The organism is Mycobacterium paraintracellulare (assembly GCF_000276825.1).
In the GTDB taxonomy this organism is placed as follows: domain Bacteria; phylum Actinomycetota; class Actinomycetes; order Mycobacteriales; family Mycobacteriaceae; genus Mycobacterium; species Mycobacterium intracellulare.
The window spans coordinates 1,787,413-1,805,263 of the sequence record NC_016948.1; the positions used below are offsets into that span (position 1 = coordinate 1,787,413).

Annotated in this window: 16 protein-coding genes; 8 read left to right on the forward strand and 8 right to left on the reverse strand. The window is 64.6% G+C overall.

All coding sequences use genetic code 11. The features are described from left to right. Positions 1-109 precede the first annotated feature (109 nt). On the forward strand, positions 110-2,650 hold the full coding sequence (locus OCQ_RS08430) for a bifunctional FO biosynthesis protein CofGH (RefSeq protein ID WP_051019725.1): 2,541 nt from the start codon (positions 110-112) through the stop codon (positions 2,648-2,650). Between the two features lie 84 nt (positions 2,651-2,734). On the opposite strand, the gene OCQ_RS08435 is transcribed toward OCQ_RS08430, so the two are convergent. Then, on the reverse strand, positions 2,735-3,928 hold the full coding sequence (locus OCQ_RS08435) for an aminoglycoside phosphotransferase family protein (RefSeq protein WP_197748735.1): 1,194 nt from the start codon (positions 3,926-3,928) through the stop codon (positions 2,735-2,737). Positions 3,929-4,045: 117 nt separating this feature from the next. Here OCQ_RS08435 and OCQ_RS08440 point away from each other — a divergent pair, with 117 nt between their 5' ends. Continuing rightward, positions 4,046-5,257, forward strand: coding sequence for a cytochrome P450 (locus OCQ_RS08440; RefSeq protein WP_041785509.1), 1,212 nt, complete (start codon positions 4,046-4,048; stop codon positions 5,255-5,257). 90 nt (positions 5,258-5,347) lie between these two features. Continuing rightward, positions 5,348-5,782: a nuclear transport factor 2 family protein gene (locus tag OCQ_RS25625; RefSeq protein WP_051019727.1), complete on the forward strand. Its 435-nt coding sequence runs from the start codon at positions 5,348-5,350 to the stop codon at positions 5,780-5,782. 47 nt (positions 5,783-5,829) lie between these two features. On the opposite strand, the gene OCQ_RS08455 is transcribed toward OCQ_RS25625, so the two are convergent. The 7 genes from OCQ_RS08455 to OCQ_RS08480 form a co-directional block, all read right to left on the reverse strand. Further along, positions 5,830-6,111 carry a hypothetical protein gene (locus OCQ_RS08455; protein ID WP_014384292.1) on the reverse strand — a complete coding sequence of 94 codons (282 nt, stop codon included), beginning with the start codon at positions 6,109-6,111 and terminating at the stop codon, positions 5,830-5,832. Between the two features lie 345 nt (positions 6,112-6,456). Further along, positions 6,457-7,398 (reverse strand): hotdog family protein, encoded by a 942-nt coding sequence (locus OCQ_RS08460; protein WP_051019770.1) that lies wholly within the window; start codon positions 7,396-7,398, stop codon positions 6,457-6,459. Between the two features lie 58 nt (positions 7,399-7,456). Next, positions 7,457-7,657, reverse strand: coding sequence for a hypothetical protein (locus tag OCQ_RS26515; RefSeq protein WP_014384294.1), 201 nt, complete (start codon positions 7,655-7,657; stop codon positions 7,457-7,459). 224 nt (positions 7,658-7,881) lie between these two features. Further along, on the reverse strand, positions 7,882-8,571 hold the full coding sequence (locus OCQ_RS08470; protein ID WP_232065581.1) for a tyrosine-protein phosphatase: 690 nt from the start codon (positions 8,569-8,571) through the stop codon (positions 7,882-7,884). A gap of 508 nt (positions 8,572-9,079) precedes the next feature. After that, positions 9,080-9,448 (reverse strand): SDR family NAD(P)-dependent oxidoreductase, encoded by a 369-nt coding sequence (locus tag OCQ_RS27325; RefSeq protein WP_139826607.1) that lies wholly within the window; start codon positions 9,446-9,448, stop codon positions 9,080-9,082. A gap of 128 nt (positions 9,449-9,576) precedes the next feature. Next, positions 9,577-10,134 (reverse strand): TetR/AcrR family transcriptional regulator, encoded by a 558-nt coding sequence (locus OCQ_RS08475; protein WP_014384296.1) that lies wholly within the window; start codon positions 10,132-10,134, stop codon positions 9,577-9,579. Between the two features lie 53 nt (positions 10,135-10,187). Next, positions 10,188-10,868 carry a TetR/AcrR family transcriptional regulator gene (locus OCQ_RS08480; RefSeq protein WP_014384297.1) on the reverse strand — a complete coding sequence of 227 codons (681 nt, stop codon included), beginning with the start codon at positions 10,866-10,868 and terminating at the stop codon, positions 10,188-10,190. Positions 10,869-11,357: 489 nt separating this feature from the next. On the opposite strand from OCQ_RS08480, the gene OCQ_RS08485 reads away from it, so the two are divergent. The 5 genes from OCQ_RS08485 (at position 11,358) to OCQ_RS08505 (ending at position 17,807) form a co-directional block, all read left to right on the forward strand. After that, entirely contained in the window at positions 11,358-13,067 is a 1,710-nt protein-coding gene (locus OCQ_RS08485; RefSeq protein ID WP_041784880.1) for a phytoene desaturase family protein, read from the forward strand. A gap of 12 nt (positions 13,068-13,079) precedes the next feature. Continuing rightward, entirely contained in the window at positions 13,080-14,249 is a 1,170-nt protein-coding gene (locus tag OCQ_RS08490; protein ID WP_041784882.1) for a phosphotransferase, read from the forward strand. 59 nt (positions 14,250-14,308) lie between these two features. Then, entirely contained in the window at positions 14,309-15,562 is a 1,254-nt protein-coding gene (locus tag OCQ_RS08495) for a phosphotransferase (protein ID WP_014384300.1), read from the forward strand. A 113-nt stretch (positions 15,563-15,675) separates the two neighbouring features. Next, on the forward strand, positions 15,676-16,509 hold the full coding sequence (locus OCQ_RS08500) for a hypothetical protein (protein WP_197748736.1): 834 nt from the start codon (positions 15,676-15,678) through the stop codon (positions 16,507-16,509). A 230-nt stretch (positions 16,510-16,739) separates the two neighbouring features. Next, positions 16,740-17,807, forward strand: coding sequence for a phosphotransferase (locus OCQ_RS08505; RefSeq protein WP_051019729.1), 1,068 nt, complete (start codon positions 16,740-16,742; stop codon positions 17,805-17,807). Positions 17,808-17,851 lie beyond the last annotated feature (44 nt).

Genomic DNA, 17,851 nt, shown 5'->3' on the forward strand with positions numbered 1-17,851 from the left:
CCCGAAGCGCACGGAATCGCAGGCGGGCCAGCGGCGAGATGGGCATCGATCGATAGGAGGTGGGGTCTCGTGAACGACTGCTCGCGCACCGTGCCACTACAGCCCTGCGATCGTTCCTAGACCGCAGGTGGTCGATCCCGCCGCCTTGCGGCGCACGTTGCGGCGGGCGCGGGATGGCGTTGCGCTGAACGTCGACGAGGCCGCGGTGGCGATGACCGCGCGCGGCGCGGATCTGGCCGACCTGTGCGCGAGTGCGGCGCGGGTGCGTGACGCGGGCCTGGAGTCGGCCGGACGGCGCGGCCCCGGCGGCGGGCTGCCGATCACGTACTCCCGCAAGGTCTTTATCCCGGTCACCCATCTGTGCCGCGACACCTGTCATTACTGCACGTTCGTCACCGTGCCGGGCAAGCTGCGCGCCCAGGGCGCCGGCATGTACCTCGAGCCCGACGAGATCCTCGACATCGCCCGCCGCGGCGGCGAACTTGGTTGCAAGGAAGCGCTATTCACGCTGGGGGATCGGCCGGAGGATCGGTGGCCGGAGGCGCGTGAGTGGCTCGGTCAACGGGGCTACGATTCGACGCTGTCCTACCTGCGGGCGATGGCGATCCGGGTGCTCGAGGAAACCGGGTTGTTGCCGCACTTGAACCCCGGCGTGATGAGTTGGTCGGAAATGGCCCGCCTCAAGCCGGTGGCGCCGTCGATGGGCATGATGCTCGAGACGACCTCGCGGCGGCTGTTCGAGACGAAAGGGCTTGCGCACTACGGCAGCCCGGACAAAGATCCGGCGGTCCGGTTGCGCGCCTTGACCGATGCGGGCCGGCTGTCGATTCCGTTCACCACCGGCCTGCTGGTCGGCATCGGCGAGACACTCGCCGAACGCGCGGACACCTTGCACGCGATCCGCAAGTCGCACAAGGAGTTCGGCCATGTGCAAGAGGTGATCGTGCAGAATTTCCGGGCCAAGGAACACACCGCCATGGCCGCGGTCCCCGACGCCGGCATCGAGGATTACCTGGCGACGGTGGCGGTGGCGCGGCTGGTGCTCGGCCCGGGGATGCGTATCCAGGCGCCGCCGAACCTGGTCTCGCGCGAGCAGTGCCTGGCGCTGGTCGGCGCCGGGGTCGACGACTGGGGCGGTGTCTCGCCGCTGACGCCCGACCACGTCAACCCGGAGCGGCCGTGGCCGGCCCTGGACGAATTGGCCGCCGTCACCGCCGAAGCCGGTTACGAGCTGGTCCAGCGGTTGACCGCGCAACCCAAATACGTGCAGGGCGGCGCGGCCTGGATCGACCCGCGGGTGTCCGGACACGTGGCGGCGCTGGCCGACCCGGCGACCGGCCTGGCCCGTGACGTCAACCCGGTCGGGTTGCCGTGGCAGGAGCCCGACGACGTCGGTTCGGTGGGCCGGGTCGACCTCAACGCGGCGATCGACAGCGAGGGCCGCAACACCGAAACCCGCAGCGATATCGACAGCGCGTTCGGCGACTGGGAATCGATCCGGGCGCACGTCCACGAGCTGGCCGCGCAGGGCGCCAAAGCGCCAGAACGCCTGGACACCGACGTGCTTGCCGCGCTGCGCTCCGCGGAACGCGACCCCGCCGGGTGCAGCGACAACGAATACCTGTCACTGGCCACCGCCGACGGTTCCGCGCTGGAAGCGGTTGCCGCACTGGCGGATTCGTTACGCCGCGACACCGTCGGTGACGACGTGACGTTCGTCGTCAACCGCAACATCAACTTCACCAACATCTGCTACACCGGGTGCCGGTTCTGTGCGTTCGCGCAGCGCAAGGGCGACGCCGACGCGTATTCGCTGTCCACCGACGAGGTCGCCGACCGCGCCTGGGAGGCGCACGTCGAGGGCGCCACCGAGGTGTGCATGCAGGGCGGCATCGACCCCGAGCTGCCCGTCACCGGCTACGCCGACCTGGTCCGGGCCGTCAAGGCGCGGGTGCCGTCGATGCACGTGCACGCGTTCTCGCCGATGGAGATCGCCAACGGGGTGACCAAGAGCGGGTTGAGCGTGCGCGAGTGGCTCACCAGTTTGCGCGAAGCGGGCCTGGACACCATCCCCGGCACCGCCGCCGAGATCCTCGACGACGAAGTGCGCTGGGTGCTGACCAAGGGCAAGTTGCCGACCTCGATGTGGATCGAGATCGTCACCGCCGCGCACGAGGTCGGGCTGCGGTCGTCGTCGACCATGATGTACGGCCACGTGGACAGCCCGCGGCACTGGGTCGGCCATCTCAACGTGCTGCGCGACATCCAGGACCGCACCGGCGGTTTCACCGAGTTCGTGCCGTTGCCGTTCGTGCACCAGAGCTCACCGCTGTATCTGGCCGGTGCGGCCCGGCCCGGGCCCACCCACCGCGACAACCGGGCCGTACACGCGCTGGCGCGAATCATGTTGCACGGCCGCATCTCCCAGATCCAGACCAGCTGGGTCAAGCTCGGTGTCGAGCGCACGCAGGTGATGCTCAACGGCGGCGCCAACGACCTGGGCGGCACGCTGATGGAGGAGACCATCTCGCGGATGGCCGGCTCGGAACACGGGTCGGCCAAGACGGTCGCCGAGCTGACCGCGATCGCCAAAGGCATCGGGCGACCCGCCCGCCAGCGCACCACCGACTACACACTCCTCGCGTCTTAGCGACTCGGATCTAGCCGGCGCCGCGCCCCACCGACGTCGGTTGGAACGGATCGCGCATGGGCTGCGGACGCGCGGCGTCAACTGTCATACGGTGTCGAGCGTGCGAAGATCTTGAGCCGCGATCGCCGCGCGGCGCACGGTCTCCAGCGTCACGTCGGCGCGCTGTGTAGACGGCATCAGCTTGCTCAAACCCAGTGTGCCCAGCCACATCAGCAAGGGATGCATCATCTGCTGGCCATAAAGCAGGAATGCTTCGTCGTCAGTTGGCGTCTCGATGCCCGCCTTCTGCAAGCGCCCGAGATATCGCGCGAGCAGTTTTCGTTCCCACGCTCGGCGATCCTCGGGCGGTAGGTGGGTGGCCAGCGCGTACGCCACGTCGCGAGCCCAGCCGCCCGTCGTGAGACACGACCAGTCGTAGAGACCCATTCGCCCCTCGGCGGTGACGTACCAGTTGCCAGGATGAACGTCGGTGTGCAGCAACGTCTGAGGTCCTTCGACGTTCCTTGCCATCGCGCGCATCAATGCCGGGTGGATCTCGTGGCGCCGTTCGAAGAACTCCGTCGACAAGACCGAACGAGCGCGTTCGCATCCGACGGCGATGCGCTTGCGGGCGGGCAGGGTCACGTTGAGGCGCTCGACGTATTCCACCGAATTCCGAAGCCAATGACCGAATCTCGACATCAATGGGCGCTGCCAGAAGGTGACGTGCAATTCGGCCAAGAGGTCGACGAGATCGTCGGCCTGACCTCGAGTAAGCGTACGATCGAGAGCGGTGCCGAACGTCGCGCCGCGCGCCTTGGCGACGTCTTCGACGATCAGGAAGAACCGCTCCGAATGCGGGTCGTAGGCGGCGTAACGCGCTTGCGGAGCTTCGATCGACAACTCAGGACGAAGCTGCGAATAGAAGGTTGCCTCGACCTCGCTGAGGTTCACAGCCGCCGACAACAGCCGCGTTGCGAAGGTGGGCAATGACTTCGTGAACAGCTGATCGGGCAGTCCAGCCGTGCGACCGACGTCGTTGTAGGTGACGACGAGAGGACACCGCGACGTCGCGCCGTCGTCGCGATTGCCGAACTCGAAGTTCGTGACGCGGGCGCCGGGTACCCCGTCGCACAACGCGAGCGTCAGCCATTCCTTCGTGACGTGTGCGGGACCTTGAGGAACATCGCGCAATGTCGTGGGACGCGGACTAGTTAACCGCTCCCGGACACGGCTGAAGCCGACTCGACCTGTCGTGACTGCGAATTCAACTCGCGGATTTATGCGAACTCCTTCCACGACTTCAGCAAATCTAATCTATTTTAATCAATTTAGAGTATTCTTGGGATGAAGGTTGGCAGCGGATGACTCGAACTGCGCCGACCGTTGGAGCAGTCGAAGTTGGGAAACGACAACATGAACGACTTGATCGACACCGATCTGAGCGATCCCGAGCACTTTCGCAGTGGCCCGCCGTTCGAGGTGTTCAGCGCCCTGCGCGAACGGGATCCGGTGCACTTGAACCCCGTTGGCTTCGTAGGCGAGTCCTTCTGGTCGCTCACGCGGTGGGAAGACTGTGCGATGGCGAGCAAGGACACCGACACGTTCTCCTCCACCGGTGGGTCGACCATTCCCGGTACCGCGGCGCTCGGTGATCTTCAGAAGTTGATGATGGTGAGCCAAGATCCGCCGCATCATACTGCGCGCCGAGCGATCGTCCACAAGGTCTTCACACCGCGCACCGTGATTGGTCAGACCGCTGCGATCACCGCGGTGCTCAACGGGCTGTTGGATCGCGTGCAGGAACGGGGTCGGTGTGACCTCGTCGCCGACGTCACCGCGCCATATCCACTGCTCGTCATCGCCGAGATGCTTGGCGTCCCAGGGGAGGACCAGCACGACCTGCTGCGGTGGTCCAACGCCATCGGCCAACTCCAGGGCAGTGAGGACTCGGCTGGCGAGCTGATGACGGCCATGAACGAGATGCGCGCGTACCTGGTCGCGTTCATCGCGTCGGGCCGCGCCGACCCCAAGGACGACCTGATTTCCAAGCTGATTCATGCGGAGGTCGACGGTCAACGATTGACCGACAACGAGTTGCTCGTCTCGTTCGCCGAACTCATGGTGGCCGGGAATGAGACGGTGCGCACAACGCTCGCCGCGGCGATTTGGTTGCTCCTCGAGCATCCCTCCGAGTTCGAACTGTTGCGCGAGGATCCGAGCCTCACCGGCAACGCCGTCGAGGAAGTCCTGCGCTACTGGACGCCCAACGTCTATCAAGCCCGTACCGTCACCAAGGACGTCACCATCGGCCAGCGCACTCTGCGCGGGGGTGAGCGCATCGCGATGTGGTTGTGTTCGGCCAACCGCGATCCCGAAATCCACGCCGACCCCGACCGATTCGACATCCGCCGAAAAGATCCGCGCCATATGTCGTTCGGCGGTGGCGGTAGACACTTCTGCCTCGGCGCGGGCCTTGCGCGGCTCGAGCTCGGCATCGGATTGCCCATCTTGATCGAACGCCTCCGGGGCCTGAGGTTCGACGGCGACCCGTCGATCATTCCGCATACGTTCTTCCATGCGGTCGGCTCGGTGCCGATCGTCTACGAGCCAGTTCGCGTCGCGTAACGAGACCCCGCACCGCCAAGTCCCAAGAGAAGAGGGAATGACGACATGCCGCAGACGCCACCGTCGACACCCGACGCTCAGCTCCGATGGTTGCTCGATCGCGCGCAGATCGGCGATCTCCTCACGTCCTACGCCTTGAGCGCGGACGCGCGGGATTGGGCAAGCATCGCCGAACTCTTCGTCACCGATGGAGTGGTCGAGTCTCCCTTGGGGAGCTTCCCGGCGCGCGAGTATCCGCGCTACGCGGAGAATTTGATGGCTCCCTTCGCGGCAACTCATCACACCATCACCAACCATGCCGTGACGATCGACGGTGACCGCGCTCGGTCTCGCGCTTATCTCCAGGCGATTCACGTGACGGACACGGCGGACCCAAGCCAGCACGCGGATATCGGCGGGTGGTATGACCACGAGTGGGTACGCGTCGACGGCCGTTGGATGGTCGAGAAGATGGTCCTGAGCTTCGTCTGGACCGACGGAGCGCCGCTGACACCGTCGGCCACGGACGCCGAGGGCAGGGCCTGATCACGGGTCTGGATGGACTAAGGCATCGCCAGTCGTCGAGCGCAGGGCTACTGCGGATGCTTTATCGTCAGTCCGGCGACGAGCGACTTCAACCGCGGCTCGGCGGTGGTGCCCGCAAAACCCCCGAGCCAATCAGCCGCCGAATCGACAAGGTCATCGGTCAATGCGATTCCGCGATCAGCGATGACCGTGAGCAGTTCCTCGACCGCCTGGGCGGAATCACCTGCCCCCAGCGTCACGCACAACCAGGTTCGTTCCTGGCTCGTCAATACTGACTCGGTGACGGTCGCCAGCGCCCAGGCGAAGCGCACTTCGTCGCTCGTCGTCATCGGACGGTAGTTGCGGCGTCGGCCCGAAACATCACGCGGCGCAACCTGTTCTGGGGAATTGGGCCGCACCATTATCGTGCGCCACCTGCGCTGATGGTCGTGTCGTGTCAGCATGGAGTGCGCGCCTGAGCGATCAAGGCGTCCGATGACACCGAGGGAGAAGCCATCCGGGCTGCTTTCTTCGAATTGCGCGGCGCACGTCGACACTCGCAGGACAGTCAATTCTGCGCGATATTTTTAATTGAGAATCAATTTCACAGTGATCTGCCCGCCTTGTCAAGACCGAATGTTGGTCCGCAGAGTTCATTTGGAGCCGTTCGGCACTCGGTCCTGAACGGGCACACCTTAAAAGTGCAATGCGTCGAAACGCCAGTCCAAAACGCGACGGTCTTGCTCCTGACTCACCGCGTAGACCACTGACCGCAAGCTGAGCACTCCGCCGCGGCCGTCGGCGCGAGGTCGCGCGGACTCCACGGAGATGTCGCTGTAAAGGGTGTCGCCTTCGTGCACCGGCCCGGTGTGGTCGCAAGACGTCCAGCCCAATACCGTGACGATGTTGGGCAGCGTCCGCGACACCTGGGCGAGTGCCAACCCGATCGTGTGTCCTCCGTAAACCAGGCGAGTCCCGCTCATTCGCGAATCATGATGTACGGCAGCGATGTTGAGCGTGATTCGAGCGAGTTCTGGGGCGCCGCTGACCACGTCTGCAGTGCTGCGCCACGTCCTGCCTGCCAGGGCCTCGTCGAAGCGTGGTCCGGGCACTCTGGTTCGGAACGCGTCGTCGTCCCATTCCGCGGTGGCAGTGGACGTCGAAGCGCCGGCGCTTCCGATCCCGTTCATGTCATCGTCGTATCCCGTGTCGACCGCATTGCTGCTCAGCGGCAGCATCGCACAGCGATGGAAGTCAAGGACGAGCCGTCCGTGCTGATCGACGGTGGTGATGCGAAGCGCAGCCAGCCCGGTTGCGGCGCGGTCCGACCTCGTGGCGTTCTGTTTAAGTCCGACGACTTCGGTTCGGGTGCACAGCGTGTCACCGAGGACGGGGAATCGGTGGAAGGCGAGGCCGCGGTAGAAGAGATTGGCCTTCACCCGTTGCGTGGCCAGAGTCGACTGTCCAATGGCGACGTCGCACACGTAGCCTGGGTGGGCTATCGCCGACGCCGATCCAGTGACGGCACGGCTGAGCGTTTCGTCGAGCGGCAATCGCAGTCGGTCGCCAAGGATCGATTGATGGACTGCTGCTGCGCCGCTACTCAGCGTCATGGCGGGCGCCGAATCGAACACCATGCCCGGGGAGAGATCGTCGAAGAACGGTCCGCCCGTGCGATGCCCTGGGCCGGCCACGTCAGGGCGTCCCACCCGGCTGCTCCGCCGCCGGGTCAACTCGCGCCCGCGAATCGCCGGGGGCGGGGGCCTGTGAGGCGACACCCAGCAGCGCCGCGACGAGACTGATCGAGGCCATCACGATCTTCGGGAGCACCGCTTCGTCTCGGCGGATTGCGCTCGCTGCGACGTAGGAGTCGACGAGATCGGTGACGATTCCCACGTGAGCGACTCTATGTCGGGCTCTTCCTCGGGTGAGCAGGACAAGCAGTGCGTAGCTAACCTGTCGCGCACCGAACAGCTGGGTCACGAGGAGGGCCGCCGAGTCTTGGCTCCTTAGAGCCTTCAACACGACGCGTGGTGCCGTGACCGCCGCAAGACCGGCACCGAGCCTGATCGCGACAATCAGCGCCAGGGCCCGGGCTCCGCGAACCGATCGGAGCTCGATCATGGATTTTCCTCTCCGTTAGATGATGTGAGAAGTCGGGCGCGCAGTTGCGCCAGTGAGTCGGTGGTCATGCCGTGCGCGAGCAGCCACCGATCGGCCCCACCAGCTTCGGCATGGAGCCGAAGCACGGCCTCGATGGCCTCGGCGCTCGCCTCGAGCGCTTCCGGGTAGGTGCCGGCAAGATCTTGAATACGCACCGCTGCAGGCGAATCGAGCGCAGCCAGGCGCGCGAGGATCCGGTGGACGTTCGGGCCGGTCTCGACGTAGTCGGCGATGATTCCGGCGACGGACACCCCGATCGCGCCGAGGATCGTCGCCACGACGATTCCAGTCCGGTCCTTGCCCAAGGTGCAGTGCACGAGAACGGGATGTTCGGACTTCGCGACGACGTCGACGGCCTCCACGATGGCCTGCTCCGCCCCGTCGATCGTGTACTCGTAGAGCCCAGCCAGTCCGCCATGCTTCAAGATGTCGTCGGCGTCGAAGTCGAGAACGTTGAGCTTCTTGGACAGTGGCACTCGATGGATGGTGGCGCCGAACTCGGTCAGCGGGTGCGGACCGACGTACTCGGACACCGAGCGGAGGTCGACGACCGTGGCGGGCGGCCACCCCGGAAGCGATGGCGGGGGATCGCTCTGAGCGGGAGCGTCGCCGCGGAATAACGCATGCGGTCGGACCCGACCTCCCACGAGCGACTCCTGACCCGAGACCTCGCGCAGATTCTGCGATCCAGGGGGTGCCTTGGGCGTAGTCAAGCCGTCTCCAGTTCGGTCATGGTGCGGCGCGAACCGCTGGCGTCGTCACGCGCCCCCCGAGACCGACGGTCCGTCCCCGAGGCGCCGGCTGACGTGCGCTCGAACGTAAGCCTCGATTCCTCGCGCCAACGCCCTCCGATGGCTCGCTATGCTTCACGACCGACATCGTCCGGGGCGTACGGGCCTGCTAGCCCGCTGGTTTCGTTGATTCTAACACGAAATAGAAATCGATGAAGGGTTACGGAAGGAGTGAACGGTCCGGGCCCGCCTTTCATCGTCATGATGCGTGTGGCGCTCGAGCTAATGGACCAGGGCCTTGGGTCGCTCGACGATCCGATGCCCGCACCAACCCCGCGTCGGTGGTCCTCGTGTCGCTCCAGGGCTTCGATCCACCCGGGGCGGAGACCGAGTGGGTCACCGGCCACAGGTGAGAATCGTCGCATCAGTCGGCAGCAACGCGCGTCGGGCCTGTGACGGGCCCCGCAGCGCGGACGGAGGCGTTGGATATGGCCTCGCCGCGCTCGAGGGCATCCCAGATGACCGCCACGCAATCGCCGGGTGGCCTTGAAGCGACTCGGCATGGCAACCATGTCGCCTCCAGTCCCGAGCTGACGCCGAATTCGGTGTCTACCGGCCCTGTCCAGCGCGCGGTCACCGAAATCCCCACTCTCGCAATCTCGTAGTGCAGTGCGTGCGCGTTTCGAGGTGTGGCTGCCTTACTGGCGCCGTATGCTGCGAAGTTCACAGGGGGACTCAGGATGCCGGCCAGGGATAAGAAGATGGCCACCGCGCCAGACCTTCGATCGATCATGCGCGGAGTAAACGCGCGAGCCACGGGCGCCAGCGTGTTACTCGACGAGGGTGAACGCTACGTCGTCACGAAGACGCGTTGCATCGGCCACCGGGGTCGCTGCCCGCATGACGTGATTGGGTGGACCGCTACGAGGAATACAAAGTCTTCCAAATGATTTCGGTACCGGTTTCCAACAATGACGCGTCGATGGCCTGATTGGGCACCACCTGCTGCATGACGCGATCGACCATGGCCACGAGCCACGGCGCCGTCGTGGCGGCCGCGAGTTCTGCGTCAACCCATCCAGCTCGCTGGCCGCGCACCATGTGTCTGCGGAGGGCGGTGGCGCGACGCTGGAACGCATCGTCCCGGGTACGGCGCAGCAGGGGACTGCGCGCGCCCAGGTCTTGGATCGCGTTCACCACGACGTGCTCGTCGCGGTGCACCGAGGCGAGGTCGGTCAGGACCCTTAAAATCAGGTCGGCGCCCGGCCTCGTCGCTTCCCACCATTCGGCGAGCACGTCGTCGAGGCGGGCGTCGAGGGCGTGGTGCCATCCACGAACGAGCTCACCCTTGTCCTCGAAGTAGAGGTAAAAGCTTGCACGCGACATGCCCGCGCGGCGAGAGAGCCGATCCACGCTGAGATCGGCGAATGTGCTCCCCTCGGCGACGAGAGCCGCCGCCGCGTCGGCGAGGGCGCGCAACGCATCGGCCCGGCGGGCCGACCGGGTGGGAAGACGGCGCCGTTCTGGCCTCGTCACCGCACACCGTGGACTGGCGACGTGTACAAGGTTCGCCACACGATGTCGGTGACTGCGGCGGTGTACTTCTCGACGGTCCGCTCGTCGGCAGGTCCGATCAGCTGCATCTGCCCGTACTCCAACATCCAGGTCAGCCAGATGGCGAGATCGCTCGCCGAACGGGTTGCGGCGATGACGCCAGTACGTTGCCCCTCCCGGACGTGATGCTCCACGGCGGCGACGAAGACGGCCATCATTTCCCGAAAGTGCGCTCCGATGACGTCATCCTGTGTCGACTGTTCGACGATGCACCGCATGACGACCCGATGTGATCGATAGGCGCCGAAGATGATTCGAAACGATTCTTCGTACTCCGCCCTGGTGCCGCCAGCTGTCATTGCGAGCCACGAAGTGGCAGCGTGCAGGAAGTCGTCCCGTACGGCACCGACGAGACTGGAGAGCAAGCCGCTCTTGTCGCCGAAGTATTTGTAGAATGTCGAGCGCGCGACACCCGCCTCGCCGATGAGCTGATCGACGCTCAATTCGCCGTAGCTCGTCTCGTCGTCGACCAATCGCTCGATCGCGTCTGCAAGCCGGCGCTGAAACTTTGCGGCCGCAGTGGGATTTCGCTTGACGACGAGTTCCGCACGCCGTCGCGAACTCGACGGTTGAGCTCTCACGACGCCGATGATAACCATGCGCCGCTGCTCACAGCGCCACTTCACGCCAAGCACACGGTCGCACCAGGAGACGATCGCGGCGCTCGGGACCGTGAGGCGAGGCACGGTTCCACCCGGCCCCGGGGTGGGTCATGCGTCACGACTGCTACCACGACCTTCGACGCCCACGAAACCGCGGAGCGACGTTCGACGCCGTCGTCCTTCGCCCTCGAGCTCAAAGGCTGTTTGATGCAGGGAAATCCCGATGGGAGCGCGCGCCGACGTTGCGCGGGCGGCCAGGTGAATCACGTCAAAAGAATTGCCCATTGTGTTCCATACCTCACGCCGCATACAGTGTGTCTAGTCGTTGCGGTTGCGATGTCGAGAGCCTCGTCAACCGCGCGACGCGCAACCGACGGCATGCGAAGCATCGATTCGTGTGCTGCCACGACGCGCCCGATCACCCCCCGGAGATCTGCGATCTCCGCCGTGAGCGCTCTCGCGCTGCCCAAGACGGAAGGATCTGCCATGAAGGATGAACTGCCCCGTGTCGCTGATGTGGTGGTGGTGGGATCTGGCCACAACGGTCTCGTTGCCGCTGCATACCTTGCCAAGGCGGGTTTGGACGTCCTGGTCGTGGAGGCATCGCCGACCGCCGGTGGGATGACCTCGACGAATTCATTTGCCCCGGAGGCGCCGGAATACACGATCAACGAGGCCTCGATTCAGGCGTCGTTGTTCCGGACTACGACAATCAACGCCGACTTGGAGTTGGCGACCCGATATGGGTTGCGGCAAACGGTGATCGATCCGGCGCACTTCCAATTGTCGGCCGATGGTGCGTCGTTGGGGTTGTGGCGTGATCCGCGCAAGACCGCCGCGGAGTTGGAGTATTTCTCCAAGAAGGACGCACGCGCGCTCATCGAGCTTTACGAGGTGATCGACGCCGCGGTGGAGATCGGTCTGCCGATGATGCAGACCAACGTGGTCGCGCCCGACATCTCGGCGATCCTCAAGGCCGCCAAGGGAGTGGCTAAGAACCGCAAGCAACTCTCCGCGATCGGGCGGTGGATGGCCAGCTCGCAGACCGAGGCGGTCGAGGAGAGCTTCGAGCACGACATGATTCGGGCGCCGCTGCTCTCGTCGCTGCCGTTCATGCCCTTCGATGCCGACATGTCGGGCTGGTCGCTGATTTACCTGGGCGTGCTATCCAAGTACGGCGTGGCGATGTTTCACGGCGGCACCGGATCCCTACCTAAGGCCTTGATCTCGGTGATCCGCGACAACGGCGGCCAGGTCGTCACCAACTCCCCGGTCGAAGAACTTATTGTCACCAACAACCGGTGCACCGGCGTGCGGATCCGCGGCGGGGTAGAGGTCCACGCCCGCCGCGGGGTTCTGACCGCGTGCAGCCCCAAGACCACGCTGACCCGGTTGCTGCCGCGCGGCATCCTGGACCACAAGAAGCAAAACGCCGCCGATCACATCCCGACCCGCAAGCGCGGGATCGCCGATGCGAAGGTCAACGTGGCGCTGTCTGGGCGCATCGACATGTCCAAGCATGAGAAGTGGCGCGGCGATGGCATCGACATGCGCCTGGCGTGCAACTGCTACCACACCTACGAAGAGGCCAAGGACGCCGCCAAGGCGTGCGTGCGCGGCCAAGTGCCCGACGCGATTCCCGGTTTGGCGCAGGTGACCAACGCCTTCGACCCGTCGATGTCACCCCAGGGCAAGGACCTGTGGTGGTTTTGGACCGGGCTGACCCCGTCGTTCCCCGTGGACGGCTGGGACGTGGCTCGCAAGAAGATCACCGACAGCATCATCAAGGACGCCGACCAGTACTACAAGGGCGTCGAAGACCTGCAAGTCGCCGTCCGCCCGCTGGTATTGCCCGACATCGAGGAACGATTCTGGGCCATCGACGGCTCGGTCTACCACGTCGACCCCACCATCAGCCGCTTCGGACCCAACAAACCCGTCGTCGGGTTCGCCGGCTACACCACCCCGGTCGAGGGCCTGTTCCTCACCGGCTCGGGCACCCACCCGGTGGCCGGCATCAGTGGCATGCCCGGCCAAAATGCCGCCCGCACCATGCTCAAGCAGTTCCGTCTCGAAGACAAGGGCGGCCGGCTCGGCGCCCTGACCCACCGGCTGTTCCAGGAGCGTCGGCGTGCCGAACTGAATGCCGATCCCTACACCAGCGGCCAAAACGACCCCCTCCCCGGCCGCTCATAATCCCACGTGCCAATGAATCCCAAGCTCCGACTGGCCAAGAAGGCGGCCGTGGTCGGTGTGCATAGTCTGGTCGAGAAGTTCCGACCACCCCCACTGAGCACATCCGAGCACGTCCCGACTTCGGGTGCGGACCTCAACGTCGACTGGCTAACGGCGGTGCTTTGTCACGACACGCCGGGTGCCAGAGTCGTGTCGTTCAGCACTGCGCATGGAAGTAGCGGAACGTCTGAGCGCCTTGCCTTACGGGTCCAATACGACGCCAATGGATCTGCAGCTGATCTGCCCACGGCGTTGTTCACCAAGTCCACCAAACACTTTCGTCAACGCATGACACTGGGCGGCGCTGGAGCGATTAACGGGGAGAGCCAGTTCTACACCCGACTCCGGCCAAAGGCGGAGATTGAGGCACCCATGGGCTACTGGGGTCGAGTGGACCCCGTGTCGTGGCGGTCGATCACCATCATGGAGGACGTCACCGCGACGAAGGGAGTTCGCTTCCTCACGCCGACGACGGGCTTCACCTACGCGCAAATCGCCGATCTGGTAGACGAACTCGCCCGATTGCACGCTCCTCTGTGGGGTGATCCCGACATTCTGGGGCTCAAGACACCCGCCGACTACCTGGCGAAGACACGGGTGTTCCTGGACATCAAGAAGCGCTGCCACGTGGGCATGGAACGCGCGAAGCGCGTCATACCCCGGCGTCTCCTCGGGCAGAGCGATCGACTCTTCGAAGCAACGGTTCGGTCGATGGATCTCAGTAGTCACTGCATGCCACGCACATTGCTGCACGGTGACGCGCACGCGGGCCAAACCTATGTCACCTCTTCGGGCAAGATGGGTTTGGGGGACTGGCAGGCAGTCCTTCAGGGTGGCTGGGCGTTCGATTTCGCCTACCTCGTGAACTCTGGTTGCGAGCCGGAGGACCGTCGGCTCTGGCAAGAGGACTTGCTCCGCCGATACGTGCAGACGTTGCAGGAAGCCGGCGGCCCAACGATCGGGTTCGATGCCGCCATGCTGAATTACCGGCAGCAGTCGTTCTGGCCATACACCGCTTGGGCTTTCACGATTGGTCGGGCACCATACCAACCAAAGATGCAACCCGTCGACACGTGCCTGGCAGTCGTCCGTCGCACGGCGGCGGCCATCGACGATCTCGATGCCGTTGGTTCTTTGGACTGATGAGACGACCCCGAAGGCTACCCGAGGTCTGCGTTGCCGACTACTGGGGCGGACGACGCGTGGATCCGGTTCCTGCTCCGCAGATCGGTGGCAATCAACGAGGAAAGTCGAACGAGATGATCGTGGATCAAATGAAGGTGGCGGCCCAGGCGCTATGGCTCACGGCGGTATCGGCCGACGAGCGCATCCGTGGACGTGACCCGGTGACGCGCGCTGACCAAGTCCCTGCGGCCGTCGAGCAATTGACTGCGGAATGGCTCACGGCCGTTCTGACGGACGGCACCCCAGGCGCGACAGTCAACGCCTTCGAACTCGGGGAGGGATCGGCGGGCACTAGCACTCGAAGAGCGATTACGGTGCACTGGAATCAAGCTGGCGTCGAGGCGGGACTGCCGCGCGACGTGTACTCGAAGTCGACGCCATCGCTTCTCAATCGTCTGCTCGTCGGGGTGACCGGAGCCGCGGGCGCGGAGGCCTTGTTCTACGGCAAGATCCGATCACACCTGGACATCGGGGCGCCGGCGGGATATCACGGTGCGTGGGATCCGCGGACCTGTCGGTCCATGGTCTTGACCGAGGACATCGCCGCAACGCGCGGCGCCACCTTCGCCGATGCCACCCAGTTGAAGGTGACACGCGATGCGGCTGAGTCGATGATCGCCGAGCTCGCGCGCGTGCACGGGACGATGTGGGAAGACGCGCGCTTGGCCGGCGAGTGGAAGCTGATGCGTTCCGACGACTGGCAGCGCATGTTCAATGCTCGGATCGGCTTCGATCGCGGTGCGTTGGTCGGCATGCGCATGTTGTCCGACCTCATACCTGCAGAGTTGCACGCCCGGCAATCCGAGATCCGCAGCGGGCTGATGCGTTCCCTGGAGTACAGCGTGAGCGGGCCGCTCACGCTGCTGCATCAAGACGTTCACCCGAATAACTGGTTCACCCTCCCCGACGGTTCACTGCACCTTTACGACTGGCAAGGAATCGGTACCGGCGGGTGGGCACTCGACTTGAGCTATGCGCTTAGCGCTGGGCTCGACGTCGAAGATCGCCGCGACTGGGAACGCGACCTGATCGGACTTTACGTCGATCAGCTGAGCCTCAACGGTGGTCGGCCTCCCAGCGTCGACGAGGCATTCTTGGCTTATCGGCAACAAATGTTTCGCGGCTTCATCTATTGGACCTACACCTTCCTCGTGGGAAGGGTTTCGAAGCTCCAGCCGGACGCTCACGTACGGCAGGTGGTGCAACGGACGGCCCAAGCAATGGTGGACCTCGAATCGCTCGACAGCCTTCACCGCCCACCGCGCTGGTGAATAACGTGCCCGGTCGTCTCCGGATCCGGCAAAACTCTGGTGGGCTCGCCATAGGTAGTCGTATGCTGGAAACATTGCTTTCTAATGTGGAATAAATTGTGAGGAGCCTGTTGATGTCATCGATGGCCCCAGTAGAAACGCATGGAATGGATTCTCCCGTCAACGAGGTGGGGCAGTGGGTGGCCACCGGATTGACGTGGGGCTTGGGCTTGTTCGTGTTGGTATGGATCGTGACTTTGAGCCGGCGCGAGCGGACGATCTGGCCTCTGTGCGTCGCTGTGAGCGGCACGCTTGGCTGTTTGATGGAGCCACTTTTCGATCACTTATACGGTCTGTGGTTTCGTGAACAGGGCCAGTGGCACCTCTACACCACCTTTGGAAGCTCGCAGCCTGTGTGGCTCCCGGCGGCGTACCTGACCTTCTACGGAGGGGCCACCGTCTACATCGCTCGATACCTCAAGCGTCGGCCGACGATGCGCTCGGTATGGCAGATGTACGGATTCATCGTTGTGATGGCGATCGCCGCGGAGATGACCTACGTCAGCATCCTGCGGGTGTACGAGTATCAAGACAGCCAGCCATTCGTCGTCTTCGGATACCCGATTTTCCTGGGGTTCACGAATGCGATGTCGGCCCTCGTCAGCGGCATCCTCGTATATCGCTTAGTGCCGCTGCTCAAGGGCTGGGGTTACCTGTCCTTGATCCCACTCGTCCCGATAGCCTTTGCTGCGGGGTTGTTCGGTTCGGGCATCGTCTACCTGTCCGTGCGACACGGCCTCGAGAATCCTTCGACGCTCTTGGTCCACCTAGCCGCGCTCACGGTCGTGGGCGGCATCGCGAGCACGGTCGCGCTCTTAGGTAGGTTGCTGGTCGCGCCCGCTGGGGCACCGGTGTCGCCATCCCATGCGAGCGTTCGCCGGCGCCGCGACTTGGCGCCCAATGGCTGAATCGTGTGCTCGCGACGGTAAGTCGATGATCGTCGCGCTCGCGGGTGTGAGCCGGTCGCTCGCCACGATGGCCCGACTCGACGTGGCCCAGGTTGCCGGATCAGAAGTGCGGAAGCATGGTTGACGCTCGGGCGGCGTCGATCGGTCGCGCCGTGGGTCGTGCTGGCCTCACGGCGTCGGCCCGGTTATCTGAGCACGTTCGGCCGAAGCGGATTCGTCGTGTCGAGGACGTGCCCGGGACCATATCGGCGATCAACGAAGAATGGCTGACCGCCGTCTTGTGCCGCGATCATCCCGGGTTGCGGGTGACCTCGTACACGGCCCACGATATGACTTCTCAGACGACGTCCCGCGCTGCACTGAACATCTCGTACTCCGAGGATCGCCCCGGCGGCCCCCCTGCTGATGTGTTCGTCAAGCTGATGGCGACCACGCGGCAGCGACTCTTCGCTGGTCTCATTCGCATCCTCGACGGTGAGGCCGAGTTCTACGGCCGATTGCGACGGCTCGCCGAGTTCGAGTGCCCGCACGGATACTTCGGCGCCGTGGATCGTCGGTCGTGGGCGTGTGCAACGGTCATCGAAGACATCGTTGCGACACGCGGCGCCGAGTTCTGCCACGCCACGACGACGTTCGACCGGGCCGCGATCGAATCGCTTCTCGCCACCATGGCGGCGTATCACGGCCAGTATTGGGGGCATCCAGCCGTCGCGGCGAGCCCGTTGAAGCGGCCCGAAGATCACTTTGCAAACATTGACGTGTTCTTGAACGCCCGCAAGCGGAGCCGGATCGGCGTTCAACGCACGGATGGATTTCCCTCGGCCCTGCGTAGCAGACAAGACGAACTGTGGACTGCCCTCGCATCGTCCATGCGAGAGTTGAGTCACGGCGGACCACCGACCCTCCTGCACGGCGACGCACACGTCGGCAACACGTACCGCACCCGTGATGGCGCGGTCGCTCTTGCAGACTGGCAAGTGGTGATGCAGGGCGGCTTCGCGTACGACGTCGCCGACGTCATCTCGACTGCACTGACGATCGAGGACCGGAGGAACTGGGAGCGGGATCTCCTCGTCTTCTACCTCGAGCGGCTCCGCGAAGCCGGTGGGGACCCTCCTGGGTTCGCCGATGCCTGGAATCTCTACCGCCGCAGCCTGATGTACCCGTTCTTCTGTTGGGCCACCGTGCTCGGCGCCCCGGCCTGGATGCCCGACACCCAGCCCGCCGACCTTGCGCGGACCCTGGTCGAACGCGTCGGAACCGCGATCGAGGACACGGACGCGCTGAGCGCGTTCTGAGACGCCCGTGTTCTGCTGGCCACGCTAAATCCGTTTGCGCGCAA

What these genes read in the sequence shown, in the direction of transcription:
- OCQ_RS08440 (WP_041785509.1), top strand. Translation starts at nt 4,046, where the DNA reads ATGAACGACTTGATCGACACCGATCTGAGCGATCCCGAGCACTTTCGC.
- OCQ_RS08455 (WP_014384292.1), bottom strand. Translation starts at nt 6,111, where the DNA reads ATGACGACGAGCGACGAAGTGCGCTTCGCCTGGGCGCTGGCGACCGTC.
- OCQ_RS08460 (WP_051019770.1), bottom strand. Translation starts at nt 7,398, where the DNA reads ATGGTGTTCGATTCGGCGCCCGCCATGACGCTGAGTAGCGGCGCAGCA.
- OCQ_RS27325 (WP_139826607.1), bottom strand. Translation starts at nt 9,448, where the DNA reads ATGATCGATCGAAGGTCTGGCGCGGTGGCCATCTTCTTATCCCTGGCC.
- OCQ_RS08480 (WP_014384297.1), bottom strand. Translation starts at nt 10,868, where the DNA reads ATGGTTATCATCGGCGTCGTGAGAGCTCAACCGTCGAGTTCGCGACGG.
- OCQ_RS08485 (WP_041784880.1), top strand. Translation starts at nt 11,358, where the DNA reads ATGAAGGATGAACTGCCCCGTGTCGCTGATGTGGTGGTGGTGGGATCT.
- OCQ_RS08490 (WP_041784882.1), top strand. Translation starts at nt 13,080, where the DNA reads ATGAATCCCAAGCTCCGACTGGCCAAGAAGGCGGCCGTGGTCGGTGTG.
- OCQ_RS08500 (WP_197748736.1), top strand. Translation starts at nt 15,676, where the DNA reads ATGTCATCGATGGCCCCAGTAGAAACGCATGGAATGGATTCTCCCGTC.